Annotated in this window: 22 protein-coding genes and 1 tRNA gene; 14 read left to right on the top strand and 9 right to left on the bottom strand. The window is 55.0% G+C overall.

The window, feature by feature from the left end; all coding sequences use genetic code 11:
• Position 1 precedes the first annotated feature (1 nt).
• From EKN83_RS18325 to yejF, 7 genes are all read left to right on the top strand, one after another.
• Positions 2-703, top strand: a complete 702-nt coding sequence (locus tag EKN83_RS18325) for a phosphatase PAP2 family protein (RefSeq protein ID WP_164881271.1) — start codon at positions 2-4, stop codon at positions 701-703.
• Positions 704-1130: 427 nt separating this feature from the next.
• Entirely contained in the window at positions 1131-1700 is a 570-nt protein-coding gene (gene mepS / locus EKN83_RS18320) for a bifunctional murein DD-endopeptidase/murein LD-carboxypeptidase (RefSeq protein ID WP_008500946.1), read from the top strand.
• Positions 1701-1827: 127 nt separating this feature from the next.
• Positions 1828-3384 carry a cyclic di-GMP phosphodiesterase gene (locus EKN83_RS18315; RefSeq protein ID WP_025756280.1) on the top strand — a complete coding sequence of 519 codons (1557 nt, stop codon included), beginning with the start codon at positions 1828-1830 and terminating at the stop codon, positions 3382-3384.
• Between the two features lie 74 nt (positions 3385-3458).
• Positions 3459-5264, top strand: a complete 1806-nt coding sequence (locus EKN83_RS18310; RefSeq protein ID WP_126801422.1) for an extracellular solute-binding protein — start codon at positions 3459-3461, stop codon at positions 5262-5264.
• A 9-nt stretch (positions 5265-5273) separates the two neighbouring features.
• Positions 5274-6368, top strand: a complete 1095-nt coding sequence (locus tag EKN83_RS18305) for a microcin C ABC transporter permease YejB (protein WP_059385226.1) — start codon at positions 5274-5276, stop codon at positions 6366-6368.
• Positions 6368-7393: an ABC transporter permease gene (locus EKN83_RS18300; protein ID WP_126801421.1), complete on the top strand. Its 1026-nt coding sequence runs from the start codon at positions 6368-6370 to the stop codon at positions 7391-7393. The genes EKN83_RS18305 and EKN83_RS18300 overlap by 1 nt, the downstream gene beginning before the upstream one ends.
• Before the next feature lies 1 nt (position 7394).
• Entirely contained in the window at positions 7395-8984 is a 1590-nt protein-coding gene (gene yejF / locus EKN83_RS18295; RefSeq protein WP_126801420.1) for a microcin C ABC transporter ATP-binding protein YejF, read from the top strand.
• 3 nt (positions 8985-8987) lie between these two features.
• Here yejF and EKN83_RS18290 read toward each other — a convergent pair whose 3' ends face one another.
• The 3 genes from EKN83_RS18290 to rsuA all read right to left on the bottom strand — a co-directional run bounded on the left by EKN83_RS18290 (position 8988) and on the right by rsuA (position 11530).
• Complete coding sequence (locus EKN83_RS18290) at positions 8988-9332, bottom strand: YejG family protein (protein ID WP_008500952.1); 345 nt, start codon at positions 9330-9332, stop codon at positions 8988-8990.
• A gap of 278 nt (positions 9333-9610) precedes the next feature.
• Positions 9611-10807: a Bcr/CflA family multidrug efflux MFS transporter gene (locus EKN83_RS18285; RefSeq protein WP_045285143.1), complete on the bottom strand. Its 1197-nt coding sequence runs from the start codon at positions 10805-10807 to the stop codon at positions 9611-9613.
• A gap of 15 nt (positions 10808-10822) precedes the next feature.
• The gene (rsuA, locus tag EKN83_RS18280) at positions 10823-11530 is read right to left on the bottom strand and encodes a 16S rRNA pseudouridine(516) synthase RsuA (protein WP_047959126.1); all 708 of its coding nucleotides are present in this window, start codon (positions 11528-11530) and stop codon (positions 10823-10825) included.
• Positions 11531-11810: 280 nt separating this feature from the next.
• On the opposite strand from rsuA, the gene EKN83_RS18275 reads away from it, so the two are divergent.
• Positions 11811-13571, top strand: a complete 1761-nt coding sequence (locus tag EKN83_RS18275; protein ID WP_126801419.1) for a DEAD/DEAH box helicase — start codon at positions 11811-11813, stop codon at positions 13569-13571.
• Between the two features lie 125 nt (positions 13572-13696).
• Positions 13697-13981 (top strand): 50S ribosomal protein L25, encoded by a 285-nt coding sequence (rplY, locus tag EKN83_RS18270; RefSeq protein WP_025756288.1) that lies wholly within the window; start codon positions 13697-13699, stop codon positions 13979-13981.
• 51 nt (positions 13982-14032) lie between these two features.
• Here the strand turns inward: rplY and yejK are convergent, their stop codons facing one another.
• Positions 14033-15040, bottom strand: coding sequence for a nucleoid-associated protein YejK (yejK, locus tag EKN83_RS18265; protein ID WP_126801418.1), 1008 nt, complete (start codon positions 15038-15040; stop codon positions 14033-14035).
• 134 nt (positions 15041-15174) lie between these two features.
• On the opposite strand from yejK, the gene EKN83_RS18260 reads away from it, so the two are divergent.
• The 3 genes from EKN83_RS18260 to EKN83_RS18250 all read left to right on the top strand — a co-directional run bounded on the left by EKN83_RS18260 (position 15175) and on the right by EKN83_RS18250 (position 17331).
• Positions 15175-15402, top strand: coding sequence for a YejL family protein (locus tag EKN83_RS18260; protein ID WP_014884596.1), 228 nt, complete (start codon positions 15175-15177; stop codon positions 15400-15402).
• 19 nt (positions 15403-15421) lie between these two features.
• Positions 15422-17182 carry an LPS biosynthesis-modulating metalloenzyme YejM gene (gene yejM, locus EKN83_RS18255; RefSeq protein WP_126801417.1) on the top strand — a complete coding sequence of 587 codons (1761 nt, stop codon included), beginning with the start codon at positions 15422-15424 and terminating at the stop codon, positions 17180-17182.
• A gap of 72 nt (positions 17183-17254) precedes the next feature.
• Positions 17255-17331: transfer RNA gene (locus EKN83_RS18250), tRNA-Pro, on the top strand.
• 37 nt (positions 17332-17368) lie between these two features.
• Here EKN83_RS18250 and EKN83_RS18245 read toward each other — a convergent pair.
• The gene (locus EKN83_RS18245; protein WP_126801416.1) at positions 17369-18556 is read right to left on the bottom strand and encodes an MFS transporter; all 1188 of its coding nucleotides are present in this window, start codon (positions 18554-18556) and stop codon (positions 17369-17371) included.
• 125 nt (positions 18557-18681) lie between these two features.
• On the bottom strand, positions 18682-18942 hold the full coding sequence (locus EKN83_RS18240) for a DUF2534 family protein (RefSeq protein ID WP_126801415.1): 261 nt from the start codon (positions 18940-18942) through the stop codon (positions 18682-18684).
• Between the two features lie 208 nt (positions 18943-19150).
• Between EKN83_RS18240 and eco the strand changes: the two genes are divergently transcribed.
• The gene (gene eco / locus EKN83_RS18235; RefSeq protein ID WP_025756296.1) at positions 19151-19654 is read left to right on the top strand and encodes a serine protease inhibitor ecotin; all 504 of its coding nucleotides are present in this window, start codon (positions 19151-19153) and stop codon (positions 19652-19654) included.
• A 103-nt stretch (positions 19655-19757) separates the two neighbouring features.
• Here the strand turns inward: eco and mqo are convergent, their stop codons facing one another.
• A complete protein-coding gene (gene mqo / locus EKN83_RS18230) occupies positions 19758-21410 on the bottom strand; it encodes a malate dehydrogenase (quinone) (protein ID WP_025756297.1) in 1653 nt (550 codons plus the stop codon).
• Positions 21411-21597: 187 nt separating this feature from the next.
• Here mqo and EKN83_RS18225 point away from each other — a divergent pair, with 187 nt between their 5' ends.
• Complete coding sequence (locus tag EKN83_RS18225) at positions 21598-22887, top strand: SulP family inorganic anion transporter (RefSeq protein WP_126801414.1); 1290 nt, start codon at positions 21598-21600, stop codon at positions 22885-22887.
• Here the strand turns inward: EKN83_RS18225 and mgtE are convergent.
• The gene (gene mgtE, locus EKN83_RS18220; RefSeq protein WP_025756298.1) at positions 22850-24286 is read right to left on the bottom strand and encodes a magnesium transporter; all 1437 of its coding nucleotides are present in this window, start codon (positions 24284-24286) and stop codon (positions 22850-22852) included. The two genes, EKN83_RS18225 and mgtE, sit on opposite strands and share 38 nt — an antisense overlap.
• The coding region (locus EKN83_RS23420; protein WP_221885393.1) for a hypothetical protein at positions 24207-24470 on the bottom strand (264 nt) is incomplete at its 5' end. The genes mgtE and EKN83_RS23420, both read right to left, overlap by 80 nt.

Genomic DNA, 24470 nt, shown 5'->3' with positions numbered 1-24470 from the left:
TATGACAACGCGATTTCCCCTGATATTACTGCTTAATGTCGCCGGTCTGGCGCTTTTCTTCTCCTGGTATATCCCGGCGAATCATGGTTTCTGGTTCCCGCTGGATTCGACCATTTTTCACTTCTTCAACCAGGAGCTGGTTAAGAGCAACGCCTTCCTGTGGCTGGTGGCTCTCACCAACAACCGCGCCTTCGACGGCTTCTCTCTGCTGGCCATGGGCTGCCTGATGCTCTCATTCTGGCTGAAAGCCGATAACGCGGGACGTCGACGCATTCTGATTATCGGTCTGGTGATGCTGCTGTTCGCGGTCATCATTAACCAGCTGGCTACCGCGATTATTCCGGTTAAACGTTCAAGCCCAACGCTATTCTTCACCGATATTTATCGCGTCAGCGAGCTGCTGCATATTCCGACAAAAGACGCGTCGAAGGACAGTTTCCCCGGCGATCACGGGATGATGTTGCTTATTTTTTCCGCAATAATGCTTCGCTATTTCGGCAGAAAAGCCTTTGCAATAGCCCTGATTATTTTTGTGGTTTTTGCCTTCCCGCGCGTAATGATTGGCGCCCACTGGTTCAGCGATATTGCCGTCGGTTCGCTCTCCGTTGCGCTGATTGCGTTGCCGTGGTGTCTGATGACGCCACTGAGTGACAGAATAATAGGACTGTTCGATCGCTATCTTCCGGGCAAAAAGCAACAATAATTAAACAAACATCTAACTCAAATTAACGTTAATCATCAGGGATCGACATGATCCCTGATAGCCTTCCCGCCACGATCGTTTCGCGCTGTCATATTCCTGTCATCAGTTTCATGATAAAAATGAAGCAATTGCGCGATAACGCGTCGGATCTGACCGTATTTTAAGCAATTACGAATTTTTACTTTCTGTATCACAATTTCTTATAAAAAAAAGGCTTTTTTTACTCGCAATACCCTGGGCAATCGGTTAATCTCGAACTCGTTTTGCCCCATAGAGATAATGATTTCGCTGGTGAATAATTTTGTGCGCTGTGCCACAAATGTGATCAGAAAGAATTGTCTCAATGTGAACAGATAATTAGTCTCGTCACGTTTGGCATTTTTATAACGATATTTGTCGTTAAGGACTTCAAGGGAAAATAAACAAAATGGTCAAATCTCAACCGTTTCTGAGATATATCTTACGGGGGATCCCGGCGATAGCAGTCGCGGTACTGTTGTCTGCATGTAGTACATCGAACACCGCAAAGAATATGCATCCTGAGACGCGTGTTGTGGGAATGGAAGATTCCTCGTCACTGCAAGCCTCTCAGGATGAATTTGAAAATATGGTACGTAATCTGGACGTGAAGTCCCGCATTATGGACCAGTATGCTGACTGGAAAGGCGTGCGTTATCGTCTTGGCGGCAGCACAAAAACAGGTATTGATTGTTCCGGTTTTGTACAGCGTACGTTCCGTGAGCAGTTTGGGTTAGACCTTCCGCGTTCAACGTATGAACAGCAGGAGATGGGCAAGTCGATTTCACGTACGAAACTGCGCACCGGTGATTTAGTTCTGTTCCGTGCAGGTTCTACAGGTCGTCATGTTGGTATCTACATTGGTAATGACCAGTTTGTACATGCCTCCACCAGCAGCGGTGTGACCATTTCCAGCATGAACGAACCGTACTGGAAGAAGCGTTACAACGAAGCGCGCCGTGTTCTGACCCGCAGTTAAGATGACAATTGTATCGTTGGTTATCCCTTGGCTGGCGATACGATGAAAAAAAGCACTGCTTCGGCAGTGTTTTTTTTTGCCCGTTACACTGAATACATCCAGCGGCATTTCAGGAATCACGACGTCTATGTTCACCCGCTACTTTTCCAGCAATCGCAAGATTCTGTTCATCAGCATTATCACGGGTCTTATCGCCGCCCTGCTCCTCGGGTCATTGCAGTTTTTCTGGAGCTACCACAAGCGGGAAACCAAATTCGACACCCTGATTCACGATATCTCCATCTATATGGAGAGCTATTTCGATGAGTTAAAAAACGCTGTCGATATTCTCCAGCCGCTCACGTTGAACACCTGCCAGGAGGTCAATCAGGAGCTCACCTCGCGCGCCGCCTTTAGCATTAATGTTCGCGCCTTCCTGCTGGTAAGAGACAAAATGGCATTTTGCTCATCGGCCACCGGCCCGATGAATGTCCCGATGGAGGAGCTGATACCTGAGCTGCACATCGGTAAACCGATTGATATGGCGTTGCTACCGGGCACCCCGATGTTGCCCAATAAACCCGCGATTGCCATCTGGTACCGTAACCCGTTAGTGAAGGATGGCGGTGTGTTCACCTCGGTGAATATCAATCTGACGCCTTACCTGCTCTATACCGCGCGTCAGGACGAGTTTGCGGGCATTGCCATCATTATCGGTGATAATGCGTTGTCAACGCGTTCCAGCAGGCTAGTCAAAGCACATGATTTACATGATATTCCTGCCCGTACCGCGACGCTGAAAGAGGTCCCCCTGACCATAAAACTGTATGCGGACGCGTGGACCAGCGATGAAATTCTCTATGCCCTGTTCTTCGGGCTGGTATGCGGTATTGCTGCCGGATCGCTCAATTACTACATCCTCAGCATTCGGCTCAATCCGGGTAAAGAGATTTTAAGCGCCATTAAGCGCGGTCAGTTTTATGTGGTTTATCAGCCCGTCGTTGATGCCAAATCGCTCCGGATGACCGGGCTTGAAGTGCTGATGCGCTGGAAACATCCGACAATGGGAGAAATTCCGCCAGATGCATTTATCAATTTCGCTGAAGCGCAGAAGCTGATTGTCCCGCTGACGCTGCATCTCTTTGATCTGATTATTCACGATGCCCCCGTGTTACAGACCCTTCTTCCCCCGGGCGCAAAAGTGGGGATCAACATTGCGCCCGGACATCTGCATGCGGAAAGCTTCAAAGACGATATGCGCACCTTCAAAGCGCTACTGCCGCCGGATTACTTCCAGATCGTGCTGGAAATTACCGAGCGCGACATGCTTAACCATCGGGAAGCCAACAGCCTTTTCGAGTGGCTGCATAATGAAGGCTTTGAGATAGCCATTGATGATTTTGGTACGGGCCACAGTGCGCTAATTTATCTTGAGCATTTCACCATGGACTATCTCAAAATCGACCGCGGTTTCGTGAATGCCATTGGTACCGAGACCGTGACCTCGCCGGTGCTGGATGCCGTGCTCACGCTGGCAAGGCGACTGAATATGTCGACCGTCGCCGAAGGGGTGGAAACGCCGGAACAGGCCGCCTGGCTGCGTGAACATGGCGTCAATTTCCTGCAGGGATACTGGATTAGCCGCCCGATGCCGCTGGCACAGTTCCGTGAATGGCGACCGGACGTGTCACCCGACGGTGAATAATTTCACATTGCCTGCGGCGTCACTTATTATTCAGCTTAACCGAGCCGGTCTGTAAAAGAGGGAGCCGCCGCGAAATGCTTATGCGCGTTATGTTGCTGATGTTGGCATTCACGAGCCTGTCCAGCCAGGCGCAAGCCATCAAAGAAAATATCGCCTTCGCGGTGATTGGCGAGCCGAAATACGCCGTCAATTTTACCCACTTCGATTACGTTAACCCTGACGCGCCGAAAGGCGGAAAGGTCACGCTTTCCGCCACGGGAACGTTCGACAACTTCAACCGCTTCGCCCTGCGTGGGGTGGCGGCGGCGCGAACGGAATCGCTTTACGATACGCTCTTTGTCACGTCTGATGATGAGCCCGGCAGCTACTATCCGCTGATTGCCGGGAATGTGCGTTATGCTGATAACTTCGCCTGGGCGGAAATCACCCTTAACCCCCGGGCACGTTTTCACGATGGCACACCGGTTAAGGCCAGCGACGTTGCCTTCACCTTTCATAAATTTATGACCGAAGGCGTTCCCCAGTTCCGCATTGTCTATAAGGGGGCGTCAGTCAGCGCCATTGCGCCGCTGACCGTACGCATTGAGCTGAGCGAACCGAACAAAGAGAATATGCTCAGTCTGTTCTCGCTGCCCGTGATGCCGGAATCGTTCTGGAAGAATCATAAGCTAAGCGACCCGCTCTCGACGCCACCGCTGGCAGGCGGTCCCTATCGCATCACCGACTGGCGCATGGGGCAGTATGTGGTCTACTCCCGCGTTAAAGACTACTGGGCGGCTGACCTGCCGGTAAACCGCGGGCGCTGGAACTTCGACACCCTTCGCTATGACTACTACCTTGACGATAACGTGGCGTTTGAAGCTTTCAAAGCCGGTGCCTTCGATTTACGCGTAGAGAGCAGCGCCAAAAACTGGGCGACCCGCTATATCGGGAAAAATTTCGCCAAAGGCTATATCGTTAAGGACGAACACCAAAATGCATCTGCCCAGGACACGCGCTGGCTGGCGTTTAATATTCAGCGTCCGGTATTTACTGACCGCCGGGTGCGGGAAGCCATTACCCTGGCCTTTGATTTTGAATGGATGAACAAAGCGCTGTTTTACGGCGCCTACAGCCGCGCTAACAGCTATTTCCAGAATACCGAGTATGCCGCGCGTGATTATCCGAAAGCGGACGAACTGGCCCTTCTGACGCCGCTGAAAGCCGAGCTCCCCCCGCAGGTGTTCACCCGTGTCTTTCAGCCACCCGCGTCAAACGGTGACGGTTACGATCGCGACAACCTGCTGAAAGCCAGCAAGCTGCTGGATGATGCAGGCTGGCACCTGAAGAATCAAAAACGGGTTAATGCCAAAACGGGTCAGCCTCTCAGCTTTGAACTGCTGCTCTCGTCCGGGGGCAACGATCAATGGGTACTGCCGTTTAAGCATAATCTTGAGCGTCTGGGCGTAACCATGAACATTCGCCAGGTCGATAACGCCCAGATCACCAGCCGCATGCGCAGCCGGGATTACGACATGATGCAGCGCCTGTGGCCCGCGCAACCGTGGCCCAGCTCGGACCTGCAAATCTCCTGGGCCTCCCGCTACATCGACTCCTCGTACAATGCTCCGGGCGTAAAAAGCCCGGCGATTGATGCGCTGATTGCGAAAATTGTGGCGGCGCAGGGAGATAAAGAAAAGCTCGTGCCGCTTGGGCGCGCCCTCGACAGAGTGTTAACCTGGAATTACTACATGCTGCCGATGTGGTACATGGGCGAAGACCGCCTCGCGCGCTGGGACAAGTTCTCCGTGCCTGCCGTGCGCCCGGTCTATTCCCTCGGCTTTGATACCTGGTGGTATGACGTCAACAAAGCCGCCAGACTTCCCGCTGAGCGGCGATAAGGAATCATCATGGGCGCGTATCTTCTCCGCCGTCTGCTGCTGGTCATCCCCACCCTGTGGGCCATCATCACGATTAACTTTTTTATCGTGCAAATCGCCCCCGGAGGGCCGGTCGATCAGGCGATTGCCGCCATTGAATTTGGCAACAGCGGCGGCATGCCCGGCGGGGGCGGTGAAGGCATGGGCGCGAGCCATGCGCGAACCGGCGTGGGGAATATCAGCGAAAGCCATTATCGCGGCGGACGCGGTCTGGATCCGGAGGTGATCGCCGAGATCACTCATCGCTACGGTTTTGACAAACCGATTCACGAGCGCTATTTCAAAATGCTCTGGGATTACATCCGCTTTGATTTCGGCGACAGTCTGTTTCGCAGCGCGTCAGTGTTAACGTTGATTAAGCAAAGCCTGCCGGTGTCGATAACGCTGGGGCTATGGGGAACACTGATCATCTATCTGGTCTCGATTCCGCTCGGGATCCGCAAAGCGGTTTATAACGGCAGCCGCTTTGATATCTGGAGCAGCACGTTCATCATCATCGGCTATGCCATTCCGGCGTTTCTTTTTGCCGTTCTGCTGATCGTCTTTTTTGCCGGGGGAAGTTATTTCGATCTCTTCCCACTGCGAGGGCTCGTCTCCGCCGATTTCAGCACGTTGCCCTGGTATCAGAAAATAACCGACTATCTCTGGCATATCACCCTGCCGGTTCTGGCCACCGTCATAGGCGGCTTTGCCGCCCTGACCATGTTGACCAAAAACGCCTTTCTCGATGAAATTCGTAAACAGTATGTCGTCACCGCCCGTGCCAAGGGCGTGAGTGAAAAGCAGATCATGTGGAAACACGTGTTCCGCAACGCCATGCTGCTGGTGATCGCCGGATTTCCAGCCACGTTCATCAGTATGTTTTTTACCGGCTCACTGCTGATAGAGGTGATGTTCTCGCTCAACGGTCTGGGCCTGCTGGGCTATGAGGCCACCGTGTCGCGTGATTATCCGGTGATGTTTGGCACGCTCTATATTTTCACCCTGATTGGCCTGCTGCTGAATATTGTCAGCGATATCAGCTATACGCTGGTCGATCCCCGAATCGATTTTGAGGGCCGCTGATGCCGCGTTTAAGCCCCGTCAACCAGGCCCGCTGGGCCCGCTTTCGCCACAACCGCCGCGGCTACTGGTCGCTGTGGATCTTTGCCGTGCTGTTTGTGTTGAGCATGTTTTCGGAACTGATCGCCAACGATAAACCGTTGCTGGTGCATTTTAACGACCGCTGGTACGTGCCTGTTCTGGTCAGTTACAACGAAAGCGACTTTGGCGGCCCATTTGCCACGCCGGCGGAGTATCAGGATCCGTGGCTTCGCCAGCAGATTGAGCAACACGGCTGGGCGCTCTGGGCTCCGGTGCGCTTTGGCGCAAACAGCATTAACTTCGCCACGACGACCCCCTTCCCTTCTCCGCCCTCCGCGCAAAACTGGCTGGGAACGGATGCCAACGGTGGCGACGTGCTGGCGCGCATCCTGTATGGCACCCGTATTTCGCTTCTCTTTGGGCTGATGCTGACCCTATTCTCCAGCGTGCTGGGCGTCGTGGCGGGTGCCGTTCAGGGCTATTACGGGGGAAAAATCGACCTCTGGGGCCAGCGGGTGATTGAAGTCTGGTCAGGCATGCCAACGCTGTTTCTCATCATTCTGCTCTCCAGCGTGGTGCAGCCCGGTTTCTGGTGGCTGTTAGGCATCACCGTCCTGTTCGGCTGGATGGCACTGGTGGGCGTCGTGCGCGCGGAATTCCTGCGTACCCGCAATTTCGACTATATTCGTGCCGCGCAGGCGCTTGGGGTCAGCGATCGCGGGATCATCTTCCGCCATATGCTACCGAATGCCGTGGTGGCCACGCTCACCTTCCTGCCGTTTATTCTGTGCAGCTCCATCACCACCCTCACCTCACTCGATTTCCTGGGCTTTGGTCTCCCGCTGGGTTCGCCGTCGCTCGGCGAACTGCTGCTGCAGGGTAAGAACAACCTGCAGGCGCCGTGGTTAGGCATCGCCGCTTTTCTCTCCGTGGCCGTGCTGCTTTCACTGCTGATTTTTATTGGCGAAGCCGTGCGCGATGCCTTCGACCCTAACAAGGCGGTATAAGATGACCCAGCCTCTTCTCAGTATTGATAACCTGTCGATTGCTTTTTCAACGCAGGGCGAGACGCGCACCGTGGTCACCGATCTGTCGCTGCAGATCCAGCGCGGTGAAACGCTGGCCCTGGTGGGGGAATCGGGGTCCGGCAAGAGCGTATCTGCCCTTTCCATCCTGCGCCTGCTGCCGTCTCCGCCGGTGAGCTACCCGCAAGGGGATATTCTGTTCCACGGCAGTTCACTGCTGCATGCCGACGAACACACTCTGCGCGGCATTCGCGGCAATAAAATCGCCATGATCTTCCAGGAGCCGATGGTTTCGCTCAACCCGCTGCACAGCCTGGAAAAACAGCTCTATGAAGTGCTCTCCCTGCACCGGGGGATGCGCAAAGAGGCGGCGCGGGGAGAAATTCTGGATTGTCTTGAGCGAACAGGCATACGCAATGCGGCCAAACGGCTCAATGATTTTCCGCACCAGCTCTCCGGCGGCGAACGCCAGCGCGTGATGATTGCCATGGCCCTGCTCACGCGCCCGGAACTGCTGATAGCCGACGAGCCCACAACGGCGCTCGACGTGACGGTACAGGCGCAAATATTAACGCTGTTGCGGGAGCTGCGTGACGAACTCAATATGAGCCTGCTGTTTATCACGCACAACCTGAGCATTGTGAAAAAGCTGGCCGACAGCGTCGCGGTAATGCAAAACGGGCGATGCGTGGAACAGAATATTGCCTCCACGCTGCTGAACGCGCCACAGCATCCTTATACGCAGCGCCTGCTCGACAGCGAACCCGCAGGCGATCCGGTTCCTCTCGATGCGGACAGCGCGCCGCTGCTGCGCGTTGAGGATCTGTCCGTCTCGTTCCCGATCCGCAAAGGTATTTTGCGGCGCATTGTCGATCGAAACCCGGTGCTGAAAAACCTCCGCTTCTCGCTGCGTCCTGGCGAATCCCTGGGGCTTGTGGGCGAATCCGGTTCGGGTAAAAGCACCACCGGTCTGGCGCTGCTGCGCTTAATTGCATCGCAGGGTGAGATCCTCTTTGACGGCATGCCGCTGCACCGCTGGAACCGGCGGCAGATGCTGCCCGTTCGTCCCCGCATGCAGGTGGTTTTTCAGGATCCCAACTCCTCGCTTAACCCGCGGCTCAGCGTGTTACAGATTGTCGAAGAGGGCCTGCGCGTGCATCAGCCCGCCCTGAGTGCTCAGCAGCGCGAGCAGGAGGTCATACGGGTAATGGTTGAAGTGGGTTTAGATCCCGAGACGCGTCACCGCTACCCGGCTGAATTCTCCGGCGGGCAGCGCCAGCGTATCGCGATTGCCCGCGCGCTGATCCTGAAACCAGAGCTGATTATTCTGGACGAACCAACGTCCTCTCTGGACAGGACCGTACAGGCGCAGATCCTGGCGCTGCTCAAAGGGTTACAGGAAAAACACCGGCTGGCCTATATCTTTATCAGCCATGATCTACAGGTGGTGAGGGCGCTGTGCCATCAGGTGATTGTGTTGCGACAGGGAGAAGTGGTCGAGCAGGGTGAGTGCCAGCGCGTATTCACCGCGCCAACGCAGCGCTACACGCGCCAGCTGTTGTCGGCAGACTAGCGCTCAGAAGGGGTACTGTCCAGAGAAAGGCTCAGCAATAGCAACGCCAAAATTCTTCAGACGGCAGGTGGCTGCAAACTCGTCCTGGCTTTTCACAAACAGGCACGGCTCGCCTTCGCACTCCAGCACGGAGCTGTCCACTTCGATATCGGTCAGGGCCTGGCTCAGACGTTCCATCACCCGCCATGCATTTTCGTCGCTCGGGCTCAGCAGTTTGAGCGCCACCAGGCAATTCTCGCAGCCCGCGACGTTTTGCGGAATCGGTTCAACTTTCGAACCTGCAAAACCCGCCGACCAGCGATAGCTCTGAGGCAAGCGATGGACAATGGAGAGTTGTAATGTATTCACGTTCGTTCCCCGGAAGTAAAATTCACTTCACAATTTATTTACATTTATAGTAACACATCATCGCCAGCCTGCACTATTCAGCGCTTTTTATTCGTTTCCAGGCTCGCGTCGGCGCTATATGTACCCGTTTCTGCGATCTAACTCAACCTTTTTGAATACAATGATGTGACTTTTTACACAAATAGATTTTACATAAAATAAACAAACACGGGGTAAACGAACACGGGTTTGGTTGATATGTATCAACAAAAAAGGCCCTGCCGGGCCTTCTCTGTAAATCAGTGAGCCGCTTTTCGCGGTCGACTGGCGTAAAGATAGAAAAGGATTGAGCTGGTTGCGCAAAAAGCCATCGCCCACAGCATTGGCCATGCCGTACTGAAGGTGGCCATAGCCAGTAACGCCCCGACGATCGCGCCGATACCGAAGCGGAACGTCCCCGCCAGGGATGACGCGGTGCCTGCCATGTGCGGGAACTCATCCAGGATCACCGCCATCGCATTCGATGACACCATCGCCACGCAGCCGACAAAGGCCGCCACGCCAACGACCAGCGCCCAAAAGCCCACGCCCAGAAACGCGCTCACGACCAGCCAGACGGCCATCACAAACTGGATCCACAGACCGGCGCGGAACATGTTCAGCGCCCCCACCCGCCGGACAAAACGGCTGTTGATGATGGTCATGATAAACAGGAAGACGATATTGAGCGCAAAGTAATAGCCAAAGTGCTGCGGTGAGACGTGGTTCAGTTCAATGTAAACAAACGGTCCGGCGCTCAGGAAGGAGAACATACCGGCGAAGCTGAACCCGCTCGCCAGCATATAGCTCAGCACGCGCTTGTGACGAAACAGCGAAGCAAAGTTGCCGATTGTAGTGCGAATATGGAATTTCTGACGGCGCTCGACTGGAAGCGTTTCATCAATAAAGAAGAAAATCATCGCCGAGGCCAGCAGCGCGGCCAGGGCCAGGATCCAGAAAATCATATGCCAGCTAAACCACACCAGTACCGCACCACCAGCCATCGGGGCCACCAGCGGCGCAATCGTCGTCACCAGCATCACAAACGACATCATGCGGGAGAACTCTTCTTTCGGGTAGATATCGCGCATCAGCGCATTAATCACCACGCTTGCTGCCGCCGCCGCCAGACCGTGGAAGAAACGCATGATAATCAGGTGATCGATGGTCTGCGCCAGCGCACAGGCAACCGCAGCAACCGCAAAGACCAGCGTCCCGCCCAGAATGACGGGCTTACGTCCAAGGCTGTCCGCCATCGGACCATAAAACAGCTGGCCGAGGGCAAAGCCGAGAATATAGGTGCTGAGCGTCATCTGCGCACTACCCGCCGGGACGCCAAACTGCGCCGAAATGACCGGCAGCGCAGGCAGGTACATATCGATAGACAGCGGCATCAGCATGGCCAGCAGGCCAAGAATGAAAACAATTTTGAACGACGAGTGTGGCCTGGTGGTCACAGAGTTCTCCTGAAATTAGTGCGAAGGCAGACCGACGCTGGCGATCTCTTCTTCCGTTAACGGGCGGTATTCGCCTGGCGCCAGGTCGGGATCAAGTTCAATCGCACCAATCCGTTCACGATGCAGGCCCACGACGTGGTTCCCCACCGCGGCAAACATACGTTTTACCTGATGATAGCGCCCTTCACTGATGGTCAGGCGGACTTCGGTCGGCGTGATCACCTCGAGCACGGCGGGTTTGGTCAGATCTTTTTCATTATGCAGCTGAACGCCTTTCGCGAATTGCTCTGCCGTGCCATCCGCAACCGGAGACTCCAGCGTCACCAGATAGGTTTTCTCGCAGTGGTGGCGCGGAGAGGTGATGCGGTGAGACCACTGTCCGTCGTCAGTCATCAGCACCAGCCCCGTGGTGTCGATATCAAGTCGCCCGGCGGCATGCAGCTTATGCGCAACCGGTTCGTCGAGGAAATAGAGCACCGTCGGGTGATCCGGATCGTCCGTAGAGCAAACATAGCCTTCTGGCTTATTGAGCATGAAATAACGCGGGCCGTGCTGCTGGGTCAGCGGATTGCCGTCATACTCCACCTGATGGTCAGGTTGCAGTTTGAACGCGCTGTCTCTCACAATGTCGCCATCCACGGTAACGCGGCTGGCGCGAATTTCGCGCCCGGCAATAGCGCGGCTTACGCCGAGTTGCTGAGCGATAAACTTATCAAGTCGCATGAAATCTTTTTAGCCTTAATGGTGCTGGAAGTCGGACAACAGGTCCGAAAAAGATGCAGTCTGGAACGGCTCAGTATAATGGTCTGGTTGCGCCACTCAAGGGAAAAAGTTTCGTGGCATACTATCTATACCCTAAATAATTCGAGTTGCATGAAGGCGGCAAAGGAGTGAATCCCCGGGAGCTTACATAAGTAAGTGACCGGGGTGAACGAGTGCAGCCAACGCACAGGCAACTTGAAGTATGACGGGTATATGTGCGGAATAACGAAACCGAGACCCCATGACTTTTACACTTCGACCCTATCAGCAGGAGGCCGTTGACGCCACCCTCGCCTGGTTCCGTAAACATCGCGAGCCGGCGGCGATTGTGCTGCCGACCGGTGCAGGCAAAAGCCTGGTGATCGCCGAGCTGGCGCGCCTGGCGCGTGGCCGCGTGCTGGTTCTGGCGCACGTTAAAGAGCTCGTTGCGCAGAACCATGCCAAATATTGCGCACTGGGACTGGACGCCGACATTTTCGCCGCCGGACTCAAGCGTAAAGAGAGCCACGGCAAAGTGGTCTTTGGCAGCGTGCAGTCAGTGGCCCGCAATCTCGACCTGTTTCGCAGCGAATTTTCGCTGCTGATTGTCGACGAGTGTCACCGCATCAGTGATGACGACGACAGCCAGTATCAGCAAATCCTCACTCACCTCAAAGAGGTGAACCCTCACTTACGCCTGCTGGGCCTGACGGCAACCCCGTTTCGTCTCGGTAAAGGCTGGATCTACCGCTACCATTATCACGGCATGGTGCGCGGGGATGACAAGGCCCTGTTTAGCGACTGCATTTACGAACTTCCGCTGCGCTACATGATTAAACATGGCTACCTGACACCGCCTGAACGGCTGGATATGCCGGTGGTGCAGTACGACTTCAGCCGTCTGCAGGCGCAGAGCAACGGCTTATTCAGCGAAGCGGATCTTAACCAGGAGCTGAAAAAGCAAAAGCGTATTACGCCGCACATCATCAGCCAGATTGAGGAGTTCGCCGCGACGCGCAAAGGGGTGATGATCTTTGCCGCCACCGTTGAGCACGCACGAGAAATCACCGGCTTACTGCCCTCTGGCGACGCGGCCCTCATCACCGGTGAGACGCCCGGCCCGGAACGTGACGGGCTGATTGAGGCCTTTAAAGCCCAGCAGTTTCGCTATCTGGTGAACGTGTCGGTGTTGACCACCGGCTTTGACGCGCCGCACGTCGATCTGATCGCCATTTTGCGCCCGACCGAATCAGTCAGCCTGTATCAGCAGATTGTGGGTCGCGGCCTGCGACTGGCGCCGGGCAAAACCGACTGCCTGATTCTGGACTATGCCGGCAACCCGCACGATATCTATACCCCTGAAGTCGGGGCGCCCAAAGGAAAAAGCGACAACGTCCCCGTACAGGTTTTTTGCCCCGCCTGCGGGTTTGCCAACACCTTCTGGGGCAAAACAACCGCTGACGGCACGCTGATCGAACATTTTGGCCGCCGCTGCCAGGGCTGGTTTGAAGATGAAGAGGGGCACCGCGAGCAGTGCGATTTCCGTTTCCGCTTCAAAAACTGCCCGCAGTGCAACGCCGAAAACGACATAGCCGCCCGCCGCTGTCGGGAATGCGACACGGTGCTGGTTGACCCGGATGACATGCTGAAAGCGGCGCTAAAGCTGAAAGATGCCCTGGTGCTGCGCTGCTCGGGCATGGCACTGCAGCCCGGCGCCGATGAAAAAGGTGAGTGGCTGAAAATCACCTATTACGACGAGGACGGGGCGGACGTGAGTGAGCGTTTCCGGGTCCAGACGCCCGCCCAGCGCACGGCCTTCGAACAGCTGTTTATCCGCCCGCATACCCGCACGCCGGGCATCCCCCTGCGCTGGATAACCGTGGCCGATATCGTGCGCCAGCAGGAGCTGTTGCGCCATCCGGATTTTGTGGTCGCCCGTAAGAAAGGCCAGTTCTGGCAGGTGCGTGAGAAACTCTTTGACTATGAAGGTCGCTTCCGTCGCGCTAACGAATTGCGCGGTTAGGGGGACTTTTCATTGATGTGCGGGGCATTTGAGTATAAAATGCCGCCCGCTTCACATCCGTGAGGCAGAACACTCACCTGCTGCTGGGTCGCCTGTAGTAGGGTTTTAAATACAGAGAGAAATCAATGTTTACTATCGAAGCAGAAGTACGTAACGTGCAGGGTAAGGGTGCGAGCCGCCGCCTGCGTGCCGCTAACAAGTTCCCGGCTATCGTTTACGGTGGCGAAGCTGCTCCAGTTGCAATCGAACTGGATCACGACAAACTGTGGAACCTGCAGACCAAAGCTGAATTCTACAGCGAAGTTCTGACCATCGTTGTTGGCGGTAAAGAAGAAAAAGTGAAAGTTCAGGCTGTTCAGCGTCACGCGTTCAAGCCAAAACTGACTCACATCGACTTCGTTCGCGCGTAATCGCAAACCTGTCGAAAAAAACCCCGCTTCTGCGGGGTTTTTTTATGGCTGTTATTTCCCGCCAGAGGTGCGGCGCTGAAGCTGATCGCGCAGGTTCGGCGGCGTCCCTTTGATGGTCAGCGTGTCGGTGGCCGGATCCCAGAAAATGCGTTCACCCAGCAGCATCGCGTCAAAGTTGATGGTTAACCCACCGCCGCTACCGGCAAATTTGGTTAACTGACGCAACGTGCTGCGATCCGCCGGGAAGCTCTCTTCAAGCTCATAGCCTTTATCCGCAGTGAATTCCTGGAAGCTGACTTCACTCACGCCTGCCAGCTCTTTGGACAGCGACTCCAGCTCAATCTCTTCCCCTGCCTGCAGCTGTTCGTTGCAGTAGCTGTAAACCTGCTGACGTACGTTCTGACGCTCAGATTTATCAAGCTGTGCTTCAGCCGTGAAGTCGTCAACCGCCTGGAGCAGCCCTTTGTTTTGCGCTTTGGCGTTAAGACCTTCGCTGGCACCGAGGAAGTCCATGAAGAAATCCGCCACTTTGCGGCCCACACGCCCTTTCAGGAAAGTCAGGTAGCGGGTCGATTCCGGGTTCGTTTCCCATTCGGTCAAATCAATGCGCGCCACAATATCCGCATGGTTGATGTCCAGATAATGGGTGGAGCTGATATCCAGCTGCTCGTTCACGCGCATGCTGCTTAAGTTATTCAGCACGGTGACCAGCAGATACTCAACCGCCAGGTAGCGGTAGTGGCAGAACAGCACGATCCCGCCGTCGGCGAAGGGATATTTCGCCAGTTCGTCGCGCAGACGCCCGGTTGCGGCGCGGCTAAACGCCAGGAAATCCTCTTCGCCCTGACGCTGCAGACGCAGGCTGTCAGCCAGTTCACTCTCATCGCTGAACAGACCGTAGGCTTTATTTTTGGCGCTGTAGACGCGATGCAGCTCTGCCATCATCTCCACAACGGTCGCCGTGGGTTCCAGTAACGAATCGCGCAGCACCACTTCAAGGGTTTGCTCATCACGCTTGATAAGCTGGTGCAAGGCAATCTGGTTGATTTCCAGACTCATGATAAACTCTCCTTTTAGACCGGGCGGTATTCAACCACCACCAGGGCATGTGTGCAACAACAGATAAAAAAGGGGAAAAAAAGCTGTTGCTACGGTAATATGTTGCCCTTTCATCAACAAACTGATTTTGATTTATGCCACAACATTCCCGCTACAGTGATGAACACGTTGAACAACTGCTCAGTGAGCTTGTCAACGTACTGGAAAAACATAAAACACCGACCGATCTCTCCCTGATGGTTTTGGGAAATATGGTCACCAACCTTATTAACACCAGCGTTGCTCCGGCTCAGCGTCAGGCGATCGCAAAATCTTTCGCCCAGGCTTTACAGTCATCCGTCAGCAACGACCAGGCCCATTAAGGGATACGAACAACAGTTTATGGTGACGAATCGTCAGCGCTACCGTGAAAAAGTCTCCCAGATGGTCAGCTGGGGGCACTGGTTTGCCCTGTTCAACATTCTGCTGGCGACGGTGATTGGCTGTCGTTATCTGTTTGTCGCAGACTGGCCCACAACGCTAACCGGGCGGATCTACTCCTGGATGAGCGTTGTCGGTCACTTTAGCTTTTTGGTTTTCGCCACCTATCTGCTGATCCTGTTCCCCCTGACGTTTATCGTCATGTCGCAGCGTCTCATGCGGTTCTTGTCCGCCATCCTTGCGACGGTGGGGATAACGCTGCTGCTTATCGACAGTGAAGTGTTTACCCGCTTCCACCTGCATCTTAACCCCATCGTCTGGGAACTGGTGATTAACCCCGACCAGAACGAAACGGCCCGTGACTGGCAGCTGATGTTTATCAGCGTCCCGGTGATCCTGTTGATTGAGATGCTGTTTGCCACCTGGAGCTGGCAAAAACTTCGCAGTCTGACCCGGCGACGCCATTACGCGAAGCCTGTCGCCACGCTCTTTTTCGTCTCGTTTATCAGTTCGCACATCATGTATATCTGGGCGGATGCGAACTTCTATCGCCCTATTACGATGCAGCGCGCCAACCTGCCGCTCTCCTATCCAATGACGGCCCGCCGCTTCCTCGAAAAACACGGTCTGCTTGATGCTCAGGAGTACCAGCGCCGTCTGGTCGAACAGGGGAATCCGGAAGCCGTCAGCGTTCAGTATCCCCTGAGCGATCTGCGTTATCGTGATATGGGTCGCGGGCAAAACGTCCTGCTGATCACCGTCGATGGCCTGAACTACTCCCGTTACGAGAAGCAGATGCCTGCGCTGGCTGAATTCGCCAGTCAAAACGTCACGTTTACTCAGCATATGAGTTCCGGTAACTCAACCGATGCGGGCATCTTTGGCCTCTTCTATGGTATTTCAGCCGGATATATGGATGGCGTGCTGTCGAGCCGCATACCTGCGGCGCTGATCACCGGGCTGAATCAGCAAGGTTATCAACTGGGGCTGTTCTCATCAGATGGCTTTAACAGCCCGCTCTACCGCCAGGCGCTGCTGTCAGATTTCTCACTGCCGCCAGCGCAGGACCAGTCCGATGCGCAGACCGCCAGCCAGTGGATAAACTGGCTGCAGCGCTACGCTCAGGAAGATAACCGTTGGTTCTCATGGGTTGCCTTTAACGGCACCACGCTCGCCAACAGCAATAAAAATGACTTTACGCGCCGCTATAGCCGCGCGGCGGGCAATGTTGATGCGCAGATAGCTCGCGTACTTGACGCGCTGCGTGAGTCGGGCAAGCTGGAGAACACCGTGGTGATCGTGACCGCGGGTCATGGCGTCCCGCTGGGTGACGAAACGAAGAGTATGAACTGGTCACGTCCGAACCTGCAGGTTCCGCTGGTGATCCACTGGCCGGGCACTCCGGCTCAGCGCATCAACATGCTCACCGAGCATAAAGATGTCATGACCACCCTGATGCAACGTCTGCTGCACGTCAGCACGCCTGCAAACGAGTATTCGCAGGGGCAGGATCTCTTTAGCGCCGCGCGCCGCCATAACTGGGTCACAGCTGCCGGGAATGACACGCTGGTGGTGACCACACCGAAGCTGACGCTGGTGCTGAACAGCAACGGCAATTATCAGACCTATAATCTCGATGGGGAGCGGTTGAAAGACCAGAAACCGCAGTTGAGTCTGCTGCTGCAGGTCCTGACGGATGAGAAGCGCTTTATCGCTAACTGATTAATTATAAACCAGTTAGCGACAGATTCCCTTGCATTCGAAACGGAATCGAGTAGTATGCTTTCTATGCGTCGGCACGTAGCGCAGCCTGGTAGCGCACCGTCATGGGGTGTCGGGGGTCGGAGGTTCAAATCCTCTCGTGCCGACCAAAAATACATTGAAAACCAGCCTCTTATGGCTGGTTTTTTATTGCGCCTCGTCCGGCGTTTTGCGCAGATACACCAGCGTAACCAGGCAAATCACCGCTCCGGCATAAAATGTATATTCCGCACCAAACGTTTCCCAAATAACACCGGCTAGCACGCTGGCGATTAACAACCCAACACCGCTGACCAGGCTAAAAATACCGAAAGCGGTGCCGCGCAAATCCGCTGGCGCTGTTTTCGCAATCATTGCCGCCAGCAATCCTTGCGTCATCCCCATATGCACGCCCCAAAGCGCAACCCCTAAAATAATGCCCGCCCAGTGGGTGCTCAGCGCCAGCACAATGTCCGCCCCTATCAGCACTACCAGTCCCCACTGCAGTAACCGGATGTGGCTCATGACGTCGGATAACTTGCCAAACGGATAGGCTGAGAGGAAATAGAGCAGATTCATGGCCACCATCACCAGCGGAATGAGCGCCAGCGGCACCCCGGACTGCTGGGCACGAAGGACCAGAAATGCCTCACTGAAACGGGCGAGTGTGAAGACAGCGCCTAACCCAATCACCCACCAGCAGCCTTTACCCAGGCGCCTGAGGTTCTCTTTTTTGATGGGATTCGTGCGTTTATGTTCAACAGGCGTTTTCGGCTCATGCAGCCCGAAGAAAAGCAGGGCAACGGCAAGTACCCCGGGGATAACCGCAATCCAGAAAATAGTTCGAAAATCATCATTCCACAGCAGCATCAGGCCTACGGCCAGCAGCGGGCCGAGAAATGCGCCGATGGTGTCCATCGACTGACGCAGACCAAAGGCCGCACCGCGAAGTTCCGGCGGCGTGACGTCAGCGACCAGCGCATCGCGCGGTGCACCGCGTATCCCCTTCCCTACCCGGTCGATTAAGCGTGCCCCCAGAATCATGCCGGACGAAGACGCAATAGCAAACAACGGTTTACTTAGCGCGCCAAGACCATATCCCAGTACCGCCAGCCCTTTACGTTTACCCAGATAGTCGCTAATTGCCCCGGAAAACACTTTGATAAACAGCGCAGTGGCTTCGGCCAGCCCTTCAATCAAACCGATGAAAATCACGCTGGCTCCGAGCGTCGTCACCATAAACAGCGGGAGCAGGCTGTGAATGATCTCCGAGGAGATATCCATCAACATACTGACCCCGCCGACAACCCAGACGCCTTTCGGGATCCGGCTGAGCGTTGCAAACCGGGATAACATTACGCATCTCCTGCTGTATGTAGAACATTTTGCTCAAAACAGAATATCCTGGAAGCGCAGGTAAAATATCGTCAGGCATAAAAAAAGCCACCCCGCAGGATGGCTTAGTTATCGTGAATCGGTACTTAGTGCTTCTCGCGTCCGCCCAGGAAAAAAATACCCAGCGGTATGGCCAGCAGAACGGTGAACACCAGGCTGTAGACGAAGATCATTGCCGATTGCAGCACGTACATGCTGGCTGTCCAGGCTGAGAGGGGGATATTGTACTGTTCGATCACACCCACAATGGTTGCCCGCCCCACGCACGCGGCAGCAATCATAAAGACCACCAGCAGCGCCAGGAGGAATTTACGGCCTTCAGGTGTTTTCAGTTTTGCACGAACCATCTCTCTTCCCTTCACAGATGAATAACATTAAGTAAGGAATAAAATAACACGATCTGCCGCCCGATTCCATTCCAGCATAAAAAACCAATTCACTGGCAAAATCGTAGTTTATTACGCTACTCACATTGAAAATGTAAGTAAATGAAGCTAATCATTCAGAATTGTTATGCTAATCTGGTTCTGCTCGTTTTGACATAAAGGAATGACAATGAAAAACGCACCTAAATTTGCCATCGCTCTGATCGCCGCCGCGTGTGCCAGCGCCAGTGCTTTTGCCAGCGAAACCCCAAAAGAACAGCCGCTGGAAAAAGTCGCCCCGTATCCGAAAGCAGAGAAAGGGATGAAGCGTCAGGTGATTCAACTGCCGGTTCAGCAGGATGAAGCCAATTTCAAAGTGGAACTGTTAATTGGCAAGACGCTGGAAGTGGATTGCAACCAGCACCGTCTGGGTGGCCAGCTTGAAAGCAAAACGCTGGAAGGCTGGGGTTATGACTATTACGTCTTTGATAAAGTGACCTCTCCGGTCTCCACCATGATGGCCTGCCCGGATGGCAAGAAAGAGAAGAAATTTGTGACGGCGTATCTGGGTGATAACAGCCTGATCCGCTACAACAGCAAGCTGCCGATTGTGGTCTATACGCCTGAAAACGTGGAAGTGAAATACCGCGTGTGGAAGGCTGAAGAGAATGTCGGCCAGGCGGTAGTACGTTAAAACCAGGTCGGGTGCGCTCTGGCGCCCTCACCGCAACCCTCTCCCACCGGGAGAGGGAGAAAACACGAAAAACGGCAACGTATGTTGCCGTTTTGCTTTTACCTTACAGCGCGATATCCGCAACCGGTTTGTTTTCCGGCTGAGCCTTCAGCTCCGCTTTTGGTGCGGCATCTGCAGCAGCCTGCGGTTTGACGTATTGCAGTTGCAGTACGCGGCTGGTGTATTCCAGCTCCTGCTCCGTCGCGTCCACGTTACCGTTCAGCTTCGTGCCGTAGGATGGAATAATCGTTTTCAGCTTCGCCTGCCATTCCGGGCTGGAAACTTTATCTTTAAACACTTTTTCCATCAGGTGCAGCATGATTGGCGCAGCAGTAGATGCCCCCGGGGACGCCCCCAGCAGCGCGGCAATGGTGCCGTCCTTATCGCTTACCACTTCGGTACCCAGACGCAGCACGCCACCTTCTTTCGGATCGCGTTTGATGATCTGTACGCGCTGACCCGCCTGCCACAAACGCCAGTCTTCTTTTTTCGCTTGCGGATAGTACTCTTTCAGCGCTTCAAAGCGTTCTTCGTCTGAGAGCATCACCTGGCTAATCAGGTATTTCACCAGGTCGAAGTTATCCAGACCGACATCCATCATCGGCTTGACGTTAGACGTGGTCGTGGCGCTCAGCAGATCCCACAGGGAGCCATTTTTCAGGAACTTGGTGGAGAAGGTTGCGAACGGTCCAAACAGCACCACGCGTTTGCCGTCAAGCATGCGGGTGTCGATGTGCGGCACGGACATCGGAGGTGCGCCTACGGAAGCCTGGCCGTACACTTTTGCCAGATGGCGATTCACCACTTCCGGATTATCGGACACCAGGAACTGACCGCCCACCGGGAAGCCCGCATAGTCGTCAGCTTCCGGAATACCGGACTCCTGCAGCAGTTTCAGCGCGGCACCACCCGCACCAATAAAGACAAACTTCGCCTTGATGACGTGCTCAGCTTCGTTATTTTTCAGATCGGCAACGGTCACGCTCCAGCTGTTGTCCGCGTTGCGCTTGAAGCCACGCACTTCGGTGCTGAGCTGCAGGTTGAAGTTCTCTTTCTTCTTCAGAGAGGCTACCAGCTGACGGGTGATTTCACCGTAGTTGACGTCGGTACCAATCTCAGTGCGGGTCGCCGCCACTTTCTGGTTCGGATCACGACCTTCCATGACCAGCGGAGCCCATTCTTTGATCTGCGCGTGATCTTCAGAGTATTTCATGCCGCGGAACAGCGTGCTCTGCTGCAGAGCAGCGTAGCGCGCGCGCAGGAAGTTGACGTTCTGCTCGCCCCACACAAAGCTCATATGCGGTACGGTGTTGATGAAGGAGTGCGGATCGTGCAGCACGCCGTTGTTGACCTGGTGAGACCAGAACTGGCGAGAAATCTGGAATGCTTCGTTGATCTCTACCGCCTTCTCGATACTAATGGAACCGTCCTTTTTCTGTGGCGTATAGTTCAGTTCCATGAGTGCCGAATGTCCGGTACCGGCGTTATTCCAGCCGTTCGAACTCTCCTGCGCCACGCCATCGAGGCGCTCGACCATGGTCATTGACCAGTCCGGCTGCAGTTCCTGCAGATAGGTTCCCAGCGTGGCGCTCATGATACCGCCACCAATTAAAAGGACGTCCGTTTCCTGCTCTTTTGGTGCGTCAGCTTTCGCCGCCATAGAGACGGTGTTAAGCCCCACGGCCAGAGAAAAGAGCATGGCAGTCATTTTTTTCATAATTTATGCCTTAGTGTAAAAGTGCTTGATGCGTGGAAATTGCAGGTGAAAAAAGCTGCGGGGGCACGGTAACAACTTTTAAATATTGTTTAAAGGTTACGAAATTATTGTAATTGTGAAATTTAATGATGGATTGTTTGTGGGGGATTACGCTGGCGGCTGGCAATAGGCGCATTTTCTGGCTACTATCCTGCACTTTGTGATCGCGCGCACGGAAGCCTGCCCTAACCAGCGAAGTGTTATGTCCTTACCCCAACCTGCTTTACCCCGTGAAGGCCACGTCAGCACGGTCCTCAGCTCACCCAAACGTCTGATGCGTGAAACGCTGGCGGGTGTGATTACCGCTCTGGCGCTGATCCCCGAAGTGATTTCATTTTCCGTGGTTGCGGGCGTTGACCCAAAGGTCAGCCTTTTTGCCTCTGTAGTGCTGTGTCTCGCCCTGTCCGTGCTGGGTGGTCGTCCGGCGATGGTCACGGCAGCGGCCGGTTCCGTCGCGCTGGTCATTGGCCCAATGGTGCATCAGCATGGCGTGCAGTACATTCTGCCAGCGGTGCTGATGGCTGGCGTGATTCAGATCCTGTTCGGGGTATCGGGCATGGCGCGGCTGATGCGCTTTATCCCGCAGGCCGTCATGACCGGGTTTGTTAACGCGCTCGGTATATTGATTTTCTTCGCCCAGGTTCCCCACTTCTGGAGCCGAAGCCCGCTGATTGTAGGCCTGTTCGTGCTGACGGTGCTGATTGTGCTGTGGGTACCACGCTACATCAAAAGTGTCCCCTCGCCGCTGATCGCCATTGTGGTGTTGACGCTGTATACCGTGAGCACCGGTCAAATCCTGCCGACCGTGGGTGATGAAGGCGCGATAAGCGGCGGTTTACCGGGGCTTACCGAACTGCGGGTACCGCTGAATTTACAGACGCTGAGCATTATCTGGCCGTGCGCGCTGAGTATCGCCTTCGTCGGCCTGCTGGAATCCCTGCTTACGGCAAAGCTGGTGGATGAGCTGACCGCAACGCCGTCGAGCAAGCGCCGTGAGAGCATCGGGCTGGGCGTGGGGAATATTCTGTCCGGTTTTTACGGTGGCATTGCGGGCTGCGCGATGATCGGACAAACCATCGTCAACGTCGAGATGGGGAAAGGACGAAGCCGCATTTCAACCCTTGCGGCGGGCATCGTGCTGCTGGTTCTGGTGACGGCGCTCAGTGACGTAATGGCCAAAATCCCGATGGCCGTGCTGGCCGGGATCATGGCGATTGTCGCCATTAAAACCTTCAGCTGGCACAGCCTCCAGCCTGCAACCGTAAAAAATGCCCCGATTGCGGAAACGGTGGTCATGCTGGTCACCGTGGCCGCCACGGTATCAACGGGCAACCTGGCGATTGGCGTACTGGGCGGGATCATCGTCATGGCGCTGCTTCCCGCCCGCGTTAAGCGTCGGCCTAAAGCAGAAAAATCGTCGCCAGGCCAAGAAAAATAAAGAAACCGCCGGTATCGGTGATGGCGGTGATCATCACGCTCGACCCCACCGCGGGGTCGCGCCCCAGTTTGGTCATCGTTAACGGAATAATAACTCCCATCATCGATGCCACCAGCAGATTCAACACCATCGCCAGCATCATGACCCCACCTAACGCCATATCGTCATACAGCCACCAGGTGATGCCGCCCATAATGCCGCCCCATACCAGGCCGTTAATCAGCGCCACGCCCATCTCTCTGAAAATCAGAAAGGCGAAGTTACCCGGCTGAATGTTCTCCAGCGCCAGCGCGCGGACGATCATGGTAATGGTCTGGTTGCCGGTGTTACCGCCAATCCCGGCCACAATCGGCATCAGCGAGGCTAAAGCCACCAGTTGCGAAATGGTATGTTCAAAGCCATCAATCACGCGGGAGGCGATGAACGCGGTACATAAATTTATGGCAAGCCAGGCCCAGCGGGTTTTGACCGCCTTGCCGACGGAGGCATGGACATCGTCTTCAGCGCTGATCCCCCCAAGGGCGCGCAGGTCGTTATCCGTTTCTTCATAAACGACGTCAACGATCTCATCGATGGTCAGACGCCCCATCAGTTTGCCGACGGAGTCGACAACCGCCGCGCTCACGAGGTCGTCACGTTCGAAGGTACGCGCCGCTTTTTCCGCATCGTCTTCCGGGGAGAAGACCATCGGCTCGTTTTCCATCACCTCGCTCACCTTCCGCTGGGTGCTGTTAAGCAGGATGGTTTTCAGCTCCAGCTCGCCGAGCAGGGTTTTATCCCGCGAGGTGACAAACAGTTTATCGGTGTTGTCCGGCATCCTGCCCAGGCGACGCAGGTAGCGCTGGACGGTACCGAGCGTGACGTCAGGACGAACGGTGATAACCCCGAACTCCATAATCGCGCCGACGCTGTTTTTCTCATAATGCATCACCTGACGCACCCGCGCCCGTTCATCGGCAGGCAGGGAAGCCAGCAGGCGACCGGTCAGGTTTCGCGGCAGGTGTTGGACCAGGTAAATCTGCTCGTCGATATCCAGCGTTTGCAGGGCGTCGAGGATGTCCCGGTCGCTCATTTCATCAATGAGGTCATCCCAGACGTTTTCCGAGGCCTCAAGCAGCACCTGCCCGCGCTCGTGGTCCTGTACCAGCCGCCACAGAGCGTGACGCTCTTCCGAGGGAAGCGCTTCCAGGGTATCCGCCAGGTCAGGAGGGGGTAAATGCGCAACCAGCGCCCCTACCTCAGCAATATCGTCGGCTAACGTGCCGACATCATATTGCTCAGCCAGGGTGAGTTTGCCTAATAACGTAGACGTGACCGCTTTATCGGTCGTGAGAAGCCAGATAAGGCGCGCGCGTTCCTGGTCGCGCTGTCTGGCGCTGTTTTTCTTTAATACCGACATCAATCATAAATCCATGAAATAAGTTGGTATTAAGCATAGCGCGGGGATATGTAAATAAGAATAAACAACGGGTCGGGATGGAGAAAAAATCGGCATTACGGCCACGATCTATCCCCTCTCCCTGTGGGCTGAGGGATCCCCAGTAATTTTTTACCTGAAGCGATGAACGTTGCTTCAGCAAAAT

The organism is Enterobacter sp. WCHEn090032, assembly GCF_003986875.1.
GTDB lineage: Bacteria > Pseudomonadota > Gammaproteobacteria > Enterobacterales > Enterobacteriaceae > Enterobacter > Enterobacter sichuanensis.
The sequence above is the reverse complement of the archived record's forward strand: the minus strand, read 5'-3'. Positions and strand labels throughout refer to the sequence as shown.